The 13603-nt window shown below is 58.4% G+C and carries 12 protein-coding genes; 9 read left to right on the forward strand and 3 right to left on the reverse strand.

Going from position 1 to position 13603, the window contains the following annotated elements; translation table 11 throughout:
• Nucleotides 1-106 precede the first annotated feature (106 nt).
• Both MKK88_RS05570 and MKK88_RS05575 read right to left on the reverse strand, forming a co-directional pair.
• Complete coding sequence (locus MKK88_RS05570) at nt 107-433, reverse strand: hypothetical protein (RefSeq protein ID WP_243997692.1); 327 nt, start codon at nt 431-433, stop codon at nt 107-109.
• Complete coding sequence (locus MKK88_RS05575) at nt 430-1056, reverse strand: ParA family protein (protein ID WP_243997695.1); 627 nt, start codon at nt 1054-1056, stop codon at nt 430-432. The genes MKK88_RS05570 and MKK88_RS05575 overlap by 4 nt, the downstream gene beginning before the upstream one ends.
• A gap of 234 nt (nt 1057-1290) precedes the next feature.
• Here MKK88_RS05575 and MKK88_RS05580 point away from each other — a divergent pair, with 234 nt between their 5' ends.
• From MKK88_RS05580 to MKK88_RS05595, 4 genes are all read left to right on the forward strand, one after another.
• Nucleotides 1291-1518, forward strand: a complete 228-nt coding sequence (locus tag MKK88_RS05580) for a hypothetical protein (RefSeq protein ID WP_243997696.1) — start codon at nt 1291-1293, stop codon at nt 1516-1518.
• A 76-nt stretch (nt 1519-1594) separates the two neighbouring features.
• Complete coding sequence (locus MKK88_RS05585; protein WP_243997698.1) at nt 1595-2044, forward strand: hypothetical protein; 450 nt, start codon at nt 1595-1597, stop codon at nt 2042-2044.
• Nucleotides 2037-3026, forward strand: a complete 990-nt coding sequence (locus tag MKK88_RS05590) for a site-specific integrase (RefSeq protein ID WP_243997700.1) — start codon at nt 2037-2039, stop codon at nt 3024-3026. Before MKK88_RS05585 ends, MKK88_RS05590 begins: the two co-directional genes overlap by 8 nt.
• Before the next feature lie 244 nt (nt 3027-3270).
• Nucleotides 3271-5415, forward strand: coding sequence for a tetratricopeptide repeat protein (locus MKK88_RS05595; protein WP_243997702.1), 2145 nt, complete (start codon nt 3271-3273; stop codon nt 5413-5415).
• A 169-nt stretch (nt 5416-5584) separates the two neighbouring features.
• Here MKK88_RS05595 and MKK88_RS05600 read toward each other — a convergent pair whose 3' ends face one another.
• On the reverse strand, nt 5585-5989 hold the full coding sequence (locus MKK88_RS05600) for a flagellar biosynthesis repressor FlbT (protein WP_243997704.1): 405 nt from the start codon (nt 5987-5989) through the stop codon (nt 5585-5587).
• A gap of 162 nt (nt 5990-6151) precedes the next feature.
• Here MKK88_RS05600 and MKK88_RS05605 point away from each other — a divergent pair, with 162 nt between their 5' ends.
• The 5 genes from MKK88_RS05605 to MKK88_RS05625 all read left to right on the forward strand — a co-directional run bounded on the left by MKK88_RS05605 (nt 6152) and on the right by MKK88_RS05625 (nt 12791).
• Nucleotides 6152-7351: a flagellin gene (locus MKK88_RS05605; protein WP_243997706.1), complete on the forward strand. Its 1200-nt coding sequence runs from the start codon at nt 6152-6154 to the stop codon at nt 7349-7351.
• A gap of 115 nt (nt 7352-7466) precedes the next feature.
• The gene (locus MKK88_RS05610) at nt 7467-7811 is read left to right on the forward strand and encodes a hypothetical protein (protein WP_243997708.1); all 345 of its coding nucleotides are present in this window, start codon (nt 7467-7469) and stop codon (nt 7809-7811) included.
• Nucleotides 7812-8018: 207 nt separating this feature from the next.
• A complete protein-coding gene (locus MKK88_RS05615; protein ID WP_243997709.1) occupies nt 8019-9284 on the forward strand; it encodes a flagellar hook protein FlgE in 1266 nt (421 codons plus the stop codon).
• A gap of 34 nt (nt 9285-9318) precedes the next feature.
• Nucleotides 9319-11193, forward strand: a complete 1875-nt coding sequence (flgK, locus tag MKK88_RS05620) for a flagellar hook-associated protein FlgK (protein WP_243997710.1) — start codon at nt 9319-9321, stop codon at nt 11191-11193.
• A 2-nt stretch (nt 11194-11195) separates the two neighbouring features.
• Nucleotides 11196-12791, forward strand: coding sequence for a flagellin (locus tag MKK88_RS05625; protein WP_243997712.1), 1596 nt, complete (start codon nt 11196-11198; stop codon nt 12789-12791).
• Nucleotides 12792-13603 lie beyond the last annotated feature (812 nt).

Raw genomic sequence — 13603 nt, forward strand, 5'->3', positions numbered from 1 at the left:
GGCTCGCCCGGCTCGCGCACATCCCGACCGCATCCGCGGCTGGTACGCAGATACATAGCTGCGTGATCAGGCAATCACATGGCTATGTGATCACGTGACTGCGCGCTTAGATGTCCTCGGGGTCCCGCCCTGGTGCCTGACCGTGCTTCTGCAGCATGAGCAGCAGCCCCTCGCGGTAGAGCGCCTGCGCGGTGGTGTTCTTCTCGAACGCCAGCCTGCGGATCAGGTCGAACGTCTCGGGCTTGGCATAGAGGCTGCGGTGGGCGTCTCCCTCGCGCGTGCCTCGGGCCGCCCTACCCTGTCCCTTCCCGCCTGGGATCTCATCGTCACGCAGCTGCGCAGGTGCATCATCAGGTGTCTGCGTAGTCGCGTGATTATGTGCCTTGCCGAAGATACCTTGCTGCGAGAGCTTCGGAACCGGGGGCTTGCTCACGCGGCGCTCTCCATCTGGGCCTTGGTCCATTCCCACAGGGCGACGATCTCGGTGGCCGCCTTCCCGGTCGGGTTGATCTCGGTCACGCCGAGCCCCGACGCGGCCGCATCCCGGAAGTCGGTCCGGTCGGCCACCGGTGGGGCGACGATGCCACCAGCCTCCAGGGCCGCGAGGGCGTCGGCGGTCCGACCCTGCGTGACCGGGTTCGTGGCGTTCAGGACGAAGCCGAACCGGCGCTTCAGTGCCTCGATGCGATCGACGGTCGGCCGGGCCGCGCGCAGGTCGAGGGCCGATGGGCGGACCGGCACGAGGATGAAGTCGGACTGCTTCAGTGCGGCATCGACCTCAGGGCCGAACGTGCCGGCCGTGTCGATGATGACCAGGGACACCGCAGCCACCTTCCGGGTCTCGGCGACCCAACGGACCAGGGCGCCCGGCTCGACCTCGCGGAACACGATATCCTTGGCTTCGCGCTGCTTCCCCCATTCGGCGAGCGAGCCCTGCGGGTCGAGGTCAACCACCACGACGCGTTCTCCGGCCTGACGGGCCGCGACGGCGAGCGAGCCGGCAAGGGTGCTCTTGCCGCTGCCGCCCTTCTGACTGGCGAGGGATAGGATGCGCATGCAGCTACGTGGTCACATGACTATGCAGCCGCACAAGCACGCAATCGCGCGAGCATGCGCGTTCGCCTCGACCCGTGTCGGCGGCGCCACGAAATCAGGCCCGACCCCGCCTCTGTGATTATGTGACTATGTGCATACGCAATCGCGTGACTGCGCACCTACGCTGTGGTAGAACTTTCGATAAGCGTCATTCTCGAAAGTTACGGCAAACCGGGACGAAAGAGGCGTGATGAAATGAAGCCTCTGCTATCTTCACCCGCCGAAGCGTTCGAACCGCTGCGGGATGCCGTGTCGACCGCCGTCCACAATCTCGGCCTGACGTGCGCCCCGTGGCAGCTCGCCCCGGAGCACTGGCAACGGGTGCTCAACGCCGTCGAGGCGCGGGCCGGGATGCGGGGCCACACCCTGCCGACCGGCTGGCGGCTTGAGTTGGCCGTGCAGATGGGGCGGAATGAGCCGTGAGACGCGGGCGCAAAGTTGTTCCGACACTTATAGGGGGCCCAGCGTGTCGCGGGGCCTAGGCACCAGCCAACGCCTGATGCTGCGCGCGCTTGCGGCTCTTGAGGCAGAGCACGGCCGGGCCGAAGGCTTGTTCTTTGTCTGGACGATTGTGGATCGAGCGTATGCCCTCTCGCCCGAGATGCAGGACAGCCACCGCAGACAGAAAGAGGCCAGCGCCGCGCAGACCGTCGCCCTCCAGGCGCGGGCCGATGCCGGCGAAGAATTGGCGCGTCGGTATCTCTATCTCACTCGATCAATAACACGCTCGCGTCCTGGACCGCGGGCCCGGCGCACGACACCCTTTTGGCTGACGGAAGGCGACTTCAACCCGTCTCGGATCCTGGCAAGCCTTGAGCGTCGAGGCCTCGTCACCCGCCGCGCCGTGAAGGGCGGCGGCTCGGCGGGCCTGACGGATGCCGGCCGCACAGAAGCGTCATCGCTAAGTGTCGGATCAACTTGTCCCAGGAAGACAGCGGCGCATGCCTGAGCCGGACAACCTTCCGACAGAGGTTCTTTCCGATCATGGAAACAACCTACCAGCCGAAGCCGCCGCGATCGTACGCGCCTATCAGCGCGCCAGCAAAGCGGATGCGACCGTGCGGGCCTACACGTCCGACGCCAGGGTGTTTCAGGAGTGGTGCGCCCAATTCAGCTTCCGATCCCTGCCGGCGAGTCCCGAGGCCGTGGCCGCGTTCATCGTCTCGGAGGCGGAAGCGAGGCGAGCTGCATCCACTCTCGGCCGGCGGCTGGCCGCAATCCGGTACGCCCATAAGCTGGCCGGCGCCGCGGACCCGACCGATGACGAAGGTGTGCGGGCCGCGATGCAGGGTGCCCGGCGCAAAGTCGGCGTCGCCCCGACGCAGAAGGCTGCCGCGACCGCCGATGTCCTAGCGGCGCTCCTGATGCGGACCCCCGACACCCTGACGGGCAAGCGGGATCGCGCGTTGCTGGCGCTCGGGTTCGCGGGCGCTTTCCGCCGGTCTGAATTGGTCGCGCTTGATGTCGAGGATCTGCGCGAGGATCCCGAGGGCCTGCGCGTCATGGTTCGCCGATCTAAGGTCGACCAAGAGGGTAGAGGGTTCGAGAAGGCCATCCCGCACGGCAGGTTCATCCGCCCCGTCGCCCTCGTGCGCGAATGGCTGGACGCGGCTGGCATCGCCAACGGGCCGGTTTTTCGGCCGGTATCGCGGTCGGGGAACGTCCGCCAAGGTGCGGATTATTCCGCACCTCGCCTCACGACGCAGGCCGTCGCCGACATCATCAAGCGCTATTGCACCGCTGCCGGTCTCGATGCCGCGACGTTCGGGGCACATAGCCTGCGGGCCGGCTACATCACCACAGCGGCCGAGCGCGGGGCCGATCTCGCCCGGATCATGGACCAGAGCGGCCACCGGGATCCGCGGACGGTGGTCGGGTACATCCGGCGGGCCAACGCCTTCAAAGGGCATTCAGGGAGTGGCTTTCTGTGATGGATTTCATCACGTATGGCACTATCTGCAGAATTACCAATGCATGCCTGTAATAATCACATCATCGTAAGAGCGCTTAAATCACGCTTATTTATGCAAACTTTTAGCGTTCTTCGGTGCATGTCTTACATATACTAAAGTAAAATTCTAAATTGACCTCGTTTTTTGAGGATGATTGGCACTTCAGATCACCTTCACACAACATTAACCAAAAATTATTAAGCGTCTCACAAGAGGACGCACAATGCTCAACCAACATAGCAGGCACGGTGGTAATCGTATCCGCAAGTCGAGCACGCCCCAACGAATATACGCCGAAGCCCTCAAGCGCCGCGCTTCTGGACAGCTTGACCAAGCTCGTGAAAGCTTACGACGCCTCCTGCAAGTCGTACCGGACCATCCAGAGGCTCATTACGAACTTGGACGGCTTGCCTCGGACAGCATGCCGGGCGAAGCGGTCAGCCATTTCGTCGCGGCGCTCAGGGGGGCATCGGATCGGCCAGCGTATTGGCTCACCCTAGCCACAGCTCTGATAGGCGCTGAGCGGGTGCCCGAAGCCCGTGCTATCCTTGAGCGATATCTTACACAGGATTTTGGAACGGCGACGCAACAGCTAAACGAAACTTTTGTCGAGCACGTGTTCGGCGTGGCTCAGACACACTATGCCGCAAAAGCTTTTCGCGAGGCGGAGGTGCTTCTCGATCTGGTGATCTTCTTCGATAACACCCATACGCGCGCAACCTACCTCGCTGGGGCGATCGCTGCCCATACGAACCGCCTCGACCTTGCCTACGATTTGATGAGCATCGCGATTTATCGCGAGCCAGCCAACGCGCTCTTTTTCAGCGGCTTGGGAAGCCTCCTTGCGATCCGAGGCGATGCCGTCGGAGCCATCTCCGCACTTGAGAAGGCACTGGAACTCGACCCTGACTTAGCGAGCGCCCACGCCAACCTCGCTGGCGTGTATCAAGGTGATTTTCGGCATGGAGAGGCCTTGAGACACGCGGAGCGCGCGATCGCCCTCGACCCGAACGATGCCGGGGCGCACAGCAACCGTGGCAGCGTACTCTTAAGCCTAGGCCATCTCACTGGGGCGATCGCCGCGTTCGATCGTGCGTTGGCGATCAATCCGAGCAACGTGTTCACCGCCTCCAACAGCCTGTTCGCTAAGCTCTATGCGGACGACGTGACACCCGAAAGCTATGCCGCCGACGCGAAGGCCTTCGGCCAGCGCTTTGCGGCTCCCATTCTGCGCCAGCGCCCATTCGCCAACAACCGTGACCCGGGCCGCCGGCTGCGCGTCGGCTTCGTTTCGGCGGACCTCTGCAACCATGCTGTGATCCGCTTTCTGGAGCCATTCCTGAAGGAGTTTGATCGGTCCGCCTTCACGACACTGGCCTACATGACGCGCGCACGGGAGGACGATGCGTCAACGCGACTTCGCACCCTCTTCGATAGCTGGCAAAACATCTCCGGTCTTGACGACGACGAAGCCGCTGACTGCATCGAAGCGGATGCCGTCGATATTCTGGTGGATTTGTCTGGTCATAGTGCCGGGCATCGGCTTCTCGTGTTCGCACGCAAGCCCGCGCCGGTGCAAGTCACTTGGATCGGCCACCCTGGAACCACTGGGCTCGACGCAATCGATTACCGTCTCACGGACGCCGACATCGATCCGATCGGCTTCGCCGAAGCCCTGCACACAGAGCGGCTCTGGCGCTTGCCACGTATATCGGCGAGCTGTGCATCACCCAGCGCTTTGCCCCCTGTTCGGGCGTGTGCGCCGTTCGAGGACAATGGCTACGTTACCTTCGGCTGTTTCAACCGCCTCACCAAAGTTGCCGATAGGACATTGGCAACGTGGGCGCGGATCTTGGACGCCGTCCCGGACGCTCGCCTTTTCATGGTAGCTGCGGACGTCGCGGCGCCGGAGATCCGTGCCGCGGTAGAGGCGCGCCTCCGCGGAGCTGGGTTACCGCTTGACCGCGTTATTCTTCATCCGCGCCTTCATGGACCATACCACGAGTTGTACTACCACGCGGACGTCGCGCTCGATCCATACCCATACAACGGTGGCACGACTAGTTTCGACACACTGATGATGGGCGTCCCATTCATTACCCTGCGGGGACGACACGCAGCAGCACGAACCGGCGTCGCCGTCCTTACGGCGCTTGGAATGCCGGATTTAATCGCTGATGATCCGGATGCCTACGTGGCGATCGCCCGGGATCTGGCTCAAGATCGTGGTCGCCTGCGAGAGATCCGAGCCGGGTTGCGAGAGCGCATGGAGGCAAGCCCGCTCATGGACCATCGTGGCCTCGCCGCCGATGTCGCGGACGCTTTCAGGGCTATGTGGTGCCGATGGCTCGTTGAAGACCGAGTGTAGGCTGCACCTGGATAGCTAGCCTGAAGATCGCCGTTAGAGCGAGATCCTCTGAAACCAGAGGAGCTCAACCAGCGTCGATCGGGCTTTCACCCCAATGGATATCTATCAATTCGTTGGCGGTGTTAGCGCCCCTCATAAGATGAGGGTGCTGCCAAACCGACATTCAGATTTATGCTGCGCTTGAGCTTTTACGGCTGCCAAGCATGTCGCGCTCATGATACATCAGCTGCTTACCAACCTTTATTGCGGCGTAAGTTTGCTCAGCAGCAAGATGCTCTTGAATTTGCAACAAAAACGGCGCCGAACTAGGCAGAAGCCTCATTACCTCGACTGCCTGGGCAAAGAACAAATTTGTAACTTCAGTCGGATCTTCCGAAAGATGAAGAACCTGGAGTGTCAAACAAATCTTCTTGCAAGGTGTATCAGCCTCACTTTCATTGATGAGTTCGCTCTCGCGCAGAAATTGACACTGTGTCTCTACGATAAGACTGATAGTATGACTGCCACCATTGCGAAGTATAGCGCCATTAATGATCAGTCGCTCTTGTGGCTTGATGGTGAGACGCAGAGGCATGGCATAACCCTTTTTGAGTTTGCTGATCCGTAGCGATGATTTGTTAACAATCTGTCGAAAATCCTTTTGGGGCAATCGTCATTTTAAGAAGGCATCAAGGCCTGAGGCACATACTGATGTAACCACGAAAAGTGGGTTCTAGCTCAAAAAGGATCATCTCATATGTCTTCCGGCATCACCCTCACTGCTGCGACCCGTCAGAGCCTGCTGGCTCTCCAGAACACCGCCTCTGAGACCTCGACCATTCAGAACCAGCTGTCCACCGGCAAGAAGGTCAATTCGGCCCTCGACAACCCGGTCAGCTTTTTCACGGCTCAGTCGCTGACCCAGCGGTCAGGTGATCTGTCGAGCCTGCTTGACGGCATCTCCAACGGAATTCAGGCGATCCAGGCAGCCAACCAGGGCATTACCTCGATCCAGAGCTTGGTCAGTCAGGCTAAGTCGATCGCCAACCAAGCGCTGTCCACTCAGATCACCACCACTGGCACTGCTTCGAGCGCCTACACGGCTCCGACTGGAGCCACCACGGTGAACCTGTATGTCAATGGCTCCGCCACATCCGTGAGCCTCGCATCAGGGAACACGATCGATCAAACCATCTCCGCCCTTAATGCTTCGGTTGGCGCCGGCAGCTTCACCAAGAGCACCGATGGCACCAAGATCGTAATGAACGCCCAGTCTGACGTCGAATTCAAGACTTCGACCGATCAGACGGCGCTTGGGTTTGCGGGCAATTCAACGGCTGGCACGACGTATGGAACTTCTGGCACCACAGTTGCCTCCGTCGCTCAAAGCTCAGATCTGAGTGTGTCGGGTGTTTCCGCTCGTGCGACCCTTGCGCAGCAGTACAACAGCCTGTTGACCCAGATCGATCAGCTCGCACAAGACTCCAGCTTCAATGGTACGAACCTAATCGCCGGCAAGGGTAGCAACAATAACCTGACGATCAATTTCAACCCAAAGGGTAACTCCAACCTGACGGTCAGCGCGACCGATGAAACTTCGGCTGGTCTCAAGTTGAGTGCCATCCAGACCAGTTCGGTAGCAGGTGGGGTTGGTCAGGGTAACTTCCTGCTCAACGCTGACATCAACACGACCCTGAACACTCTGACGACTGCTTCTAGCCAGCTGCGCACCGATGCCTCGACCCTCGGTTCAAACCTTTCGGTGGTGCAGAACCGTCAGAGCTTCAGCAACAATCTAATCAACATCTTGGATACCGGCTCGTCGAACCTAGTGAACGCAGACATGAACGAAGCTGCTGCGAATTCGCAGGCGCTGTCGACCCGCCAGTCTCTGGGCATCTCCGCCCTGTCTCTGGCTAACACAGCTCAGCAGGGTGTCCTGCAGCTCCTCCGGTAATCCGTGGCAAGCTAGCGAACTGATCGGCCGGGGGATACCCCGGCCTTTTTTGTTTGCAATGCATTAACCAAGCCGCATTAGGTCTTTCCGCCCGTCGATAGTTGGATCAATAATTATGGACGACGAAAAAGTTGGCCGGGACCTTGTTACGGAGTGCTATGCAGCTCTCGTCAATGAGCCCGCTGCCGACACATGCTGCAAGTGCATCTGCGTCATGGTTCGCCGAATGCGCGATGATAATGACCGTCTCACTCACGAAACTCATTTTATTGTTTTATCAAACCAGCTCATGAGTGTTACTAAAACATTTGGCAGATACATTGCAGAAATGCACTTCCATATGCAGAACGAAGAATATGATGCCGCGCTATTAATTGGCGAGGAAATGATACGACATGAAACAATGCTGCACGAGATCGCAGCTGGAAATCCGTTACAACACAAATCAATTATGAACTGAACCCATAGGTAGTCGCCCCCTCCTCAGGCGCCGGTTTCGGCCGTTTCATGGTGCATGGCGCCGAGCAAAGAATGCCGAGACTCGGAATATTTTTCCTAGTTGACAGCTGGTAGCCCTAATAGCGACCGCATATGCTATTGCAGATATTGGGTTTTTCCCTGGCTCAGGTTTTGCGGCGCGCTGGACGGACCTTAGCCGAGTGCTGCCATGGATCTCTTCTCTGCCCTTCAGACCTCAGTATCAGGTCTGAAAGCTCAATCCTACGCTATCAGCAACATTTCCGGAAATATCGCCAACTCTCAGACGGTTGGATATAAAGGTATTGACACAAGCTTCGTCGACCTCATGTCTCAAACGACGCCAAGCAAAGAGGTTTCTGGATCTGTTATTGCCCAATCACAGCTTACAAACACGATCGCTGGGAGTGTTACATCGACAAGCACCCCGACTAATATGGCGATCACGGGATCAGGTTTTTTCACGGTAGTGCAGAAGACGGGCGACGCCAACGGAGCCTCAACATTCAGTGGCACAACCGCCTATACACGTCGTGGCGATTTCTCGCAAGATAAAGACGGGTACTTAGTCAATGGAGCAGGAGGGTACCTGACCGGTACCAATCTTGATCCAGCGACTGGTCAAACAACTAGTACAGGCCTAATCAAGCTTGGAAACGTTTCACTTCCAGCTCAAGCCACAACGACGATCACCTATGCAGCTAATCTACCTGCGACACCAACAGTAGACTCGACAGCTGATCCAGCAAACAGCATCGTAGGCCCCTCGCTTACGGCTTACACGGCGACTGGCGCACCCCTCACGATCAACACGCGTTGGGTACAGACAACAAGCGGAAGCGCAGGCGGCGGCCAAGCCACTTGGAATTTATATTATAATAGCAGCACAACCAGTACCGCTAATTGGACCAAGACGGGTCCAGATTTTACATTTGACTCAACCGGCGCACTCACCTCTCCTACCGGGGGGTCGGCAACATTGAGCAATGTAGCCATTGGTGATTATACGTTTCCTAGCCTCAAATTGGATATTTCTGGCGGGCTCACTCAGTACGCTGATAGTACCGGGGCTGCTACGACGAACGCCCTTAGCCAGAATGGCAATAGTTCCGGCACTCTTACGAGTGTCGCAGTAGGAAGCGATGGCAAGATCAACGGAACGTTCTCGAATGGCTCAGTGGTAGCTCTAGCTAAGGTCGGAATTGCTCAGTTCGCTAATCCTGACGGCTTACAAGCTGACTCAAACGGTAATTATCTGCAGACGGCCGACTCGGGATCGCCCTTGTCCGGTCTCAATGGCAGTACGATAACCGGATCTAGTGTTGAAGGATCAAACGCGGACATTGCGACTGAGTTCTCGAAAATGATTGTAACTCAGCAAGCCTACTCTGCGAATACTCGCGTCATGTCGACGGCGCAGACGATGATGTCTGATCTGCTCAACGTGATCCGCTGAGTGAGGATGTAGTTGGAGCCATGGAGGCCGTGAGATGTCGCTGAACGCGCTTTCCACCGCGACGGCTGGGCTCGCGGCTACGCAGGCAGCGATTAACGTCGTCTCGCAGAACGTGGCCAACGCCGGTACAGTTGGCTACGTCAAGCGGACACTTTCGTCAGTTGCCACCGGCACCAACAGCTCAGGCGTTGCTAACGGGTCGGTCACGCGTATCTTTGATGCCGCGGCGCTCAAGCAACTGCGACAGGAGACGGCAGGAGCCTCCTACACTAGCACCAAGTCAACGATCGTCGCACAGCTTGATGCGCTCTACGGAACGCCGGGCAGCTCAACGGCCCTTGATGGGACGCTAAACACCTTTACGGAGTCTCTTCAGGAACTTTCCGCCAACCCAACATCTTCTGCTGCTCGGTCTACCGTACTAGGCAATGCTTCAACGCTCGCTAGCCAAATCAATAGCATTGCATCAAGCGTACAAGACCTTCGTACAGGTATCGAAGCGCAGCTAGGCACCGATACGTCGTCTGCCAGCACCCTCCTCTCCAACATTGCCAGCCTGAATACCAAGATCCAGAATACGACAGACAGCGCATCCTTGGCCGATCTACAAGACCAGCGCGATCAAGCGATCAACAGCCTGTCGAGCTACATGGACGTCCAGACCTCCGCTCAAAGCGACGGATCGGTCTCGGTTACAACTCAGTCAGGTATCATGTTGGTTGATCGCGGTAGCGCGGCCAGCCTAAGCTTTGATGGGCGCGGTACGCTGAATGCAAATTCATCCTCTTCGGCCGACCCTCGTTCAGTGGGCACTATCACGGCTACGACACCAGGTGGCGCCAAAATCGACCTTGGAACGTCGGGGATACTCAAATCGGGAAGTCTCGCCGCTGAGCTAGATCTGCGTGACAACGTGCTGCCGCAGGCCCAACGGCAACTCGACGACTTGGCTGCTGGGCTAGCCAGTGCGCTAACCGATAAGACCGTCAGCGGCACAGTGACGAATGGAGCGGCCACCATCGACCTTACCGGTATTCAGGCCGGAAATAGCATCACCGTTCCGGTTACCGCTGCCGATGGGTCAGTGCGCAACGTCACGCTCGTCGCTTCGAACACCGCGACTGCGGCCGTTGATCCAAGCCAGACCGATGACTCCAGCGGGCTCGCACAGACCTTCGATATTTCCGGCGGTCCCTCGAACTACGCGAGCGCGCTTCAAGCGGCCTTGACGGCGCTCAGCACGCGAGCAACCGCTGCAGGGTACAAGAATGTGCCCACACTCGCGGCTAGTGGTACCAGCGCGACGATCACGATCACGGGCTCTGGGGGCTCTACTGTCGCATCGGCGAGCGCCAACATAACCGTCCCTACGTCATCGAGTAATTTTTCCTCTGGCTACCCGCAGCTCGCCCTGTTCACCGATGGATCTAGCAACGCACTCTATACAGGCTCCCAAGACAGCGGCTCACAGCTCACCGGGTTTGCTCAGCGCATCACGATCAACACCGCGCTCAAGGCGAACACATCCGCACTGACAGCGTCGAGTGCCACCGACTCGACCGCGTCGGGCTCGCGCGCGCAATCACTCTTTACGGCGCTGACATCCACGCAGCAGACGTTCTCGTCGTCGAGCGGCATCGGTGGCGTCTCTGCGCCCTACAGCGCCACCGTGGTAGGTTTCGCGCAGGACGTCATCTCAGCACAAGGATCGGCCGCCACCACAGCATCATCGCTGGACAATACCCAACAGACCGCTCTCTCAACGGCACAGAGTCGGTTTTCATCAGGGGCGGGTGTCAGCATTGATGAGGAGATGTCGAACCTCGTTGCCTTGCAGACCGCCTACGGCGCCAACGCAAGAGTGCTGACCGCCGCTCGCGACATGCTCAACCAACTGCTGCAGATCTGACCATGACAACAATCACGCCCTTCGCAGCTGGCAGCTACACGACCACCCGTAACACTACGCAGCTGCTTGCGTTGAAAAACCAGCTTAATACACTGTCGACGCAGCTATCAACCGGGCTAACCGCGCAGACTTATGGTGGTCTCGGAACCGGCCGGTCGACAGCGCTCTCGGCACAGTCTACTTTGAGTGCGCTCACCGGCTATGCAGCCGGCATCACTGCGGCCCAGACACGCACTCAAGTCGCAGTCACCAGTCTAACACAGGTGGCAACCCTTGGCAGCAGCACGCAAACCACTCTTGAGAATGGCTCGCAGAGTACAGCAGTAAATTCAACTGCGAGCAAAACGCTCGCGCAGAACAATCTAGAGGCAGCCTTAGACGCACTCAATCAATCGGCCGGCGGGAGCTATCTGTTCGGTGGCAGCAATACCTCCACGCAGCCAGTCGTAGACGCCGACAAAATCCTAAACGGCACGACTGACAGCAGCGGTAATACACTTGCTGGCCTAAAAACCGTAGTTTCTGAACAAGTTACCGCTGATCTCGGCGCAGGGAGTAACGGTCGCCTGACGCAGACATCACCAGGTGGCACAACACCCACCGGGACGACGCTGAGCACCACTCAGGTCGGCATCACCGAGGACACGAGTGCTCGGTCGACACCGGCGTTTGGCTTCGCGCTAGCCGGCGCACCAACAACTACGGGATCCGCACTCACAACGACCTACACGCCGGCAGCGTCAGGCAGTCCGGCCTCCTTTACTGTCAATGTCGCCACCCAGCCCGCCGTCGGCGACAACATGACGTTAACTCTGAACCTGCCCGATGGTACCTCGACGACGCTCACACTTACGGCTGCTGCGGCCGCAGATACCAACTCAACTACGAGCTTCGCTATTGGCGGCGACGCCAGCGCCACCGCAACGAACTTATCGGCTACGCTCAACAATGCTCTCAAGTCAGCGGCCAGCAGTACACTCACTGCCAGCGCCACGGCTCGCGCTGCGACGAATTTCTTCTCTGCATCAGGTGCCACTGTCGCAGCCGGTACGGCTCCCCTGCGCGTCACCACTGATGCGAACGGTGAACCGAGCTACACGCCAGGCAAGGCAACCGACACAGTAATTTGGTATCAGGGCGAGGATGGAAATTCTGATCCGCGTAGCACCCAGTCCGTGCAGGTTAGCGCGACAAGCACCGTCCAGACTGGGGTGAGAGCGAATGAGACTCCGATCGCTAATGTGCTTGCGGGTCTTGCGACCGTCGCGCTCGGCATGCCAAGTTCATCTGATACGAATGCGACTGCGATCTACAATGCCGTCAGCAGCCGTGCGCAAACACTCTTGTCGTCCACCGATACGAGCCCGAGCGTGCAAGATACGGTGACGGAACTCAGCCTTGCTTCAACTCGCTTGTCGAACGCAGCTACAACGAACACAGCGACCCAGAACACGCTCCAGAATACTCTTGACGGTATCGAGCAGGCACCAACGGAGGAGGTCGCCACCAAGCTTCTCGATCTTCAAAATCGCCTTCAGGCAAGTTATCAGATTACCGCTTCGCTTTCCAAGTTATCCTTAGTAAACTATATCAGCTAGAATAATCAGATCTTTATTATGTCAATTCTTATTGTGCATTGCGAGATAAACCGGTCTGACATTAAGGCATACAAATCAAGACAGAGTATAGCGGTAAAAGAAATCCGGCGAGGCAGGCGAATGGAGCAAATTAGCTCCAACGGGTCAATATTTTTTGTACAGACACCAGAGGGCGCATTAGATTTTGCGAAGAGGCTTGTCGAAAATGGCGGCATGAATATTGAGAAGGATCGGCTTGCTGTGATCGATGTAAGCCAGGGTAAGGCTTACATCTGGGGAAGCTTTGAGTCTTGCATTAAATCTAAATTTCCTTTCCTCGTCGTGGAATGCGTCGCCTGACCACTGATGAGGACGGACATGCCAACCGGACGTAATTGGAGCATCCGTGGCCTCACTCTTACGGCGTCGGAGCGCCCTTCAGTATCGCGTCGCAATCCGATGCGAAGCGGCGTTCTACCCGCCGCTGCGCCTAGGCTGATTTGCGTTTCAAGAAAAGTGGATTGCAGCAGGCGGTAGCAGGGGGGCCGGATCCCGTGACGACGTGGTTCGGCCCTGTGCCGTTCGGCGTTCAGCCGGAGCGACGGACGCGACCTAGCACGGCGCTAGGCCAACGTTGATGCGACGACTGCTGAGGCGGGATCAAAGAAAGAAGGCCACCCCCGAAGGAGCAGCCCGAAGTCTAGGGAGGAAACGCCATACGGCGCCGCACGTCAGTGCGCTGCAATAAGGATGGTGCGTCGCGACCAGTGTCAACGCTGAACCGCGCTCAGCTTCCGCAGATCGCCGCCGATGTCATGCGGAACTCATAAGGT

Source organism: Methylobacterium sp. E-005 (genome assembly GCF_022829725.1).
In the GTDB taxonomy this organism is placed as follows: Bacteria; Pseudomonadota; Alphaproteobacteria; order Rhizobiales; family Beijerinckiaceae; genus Methylobacterium.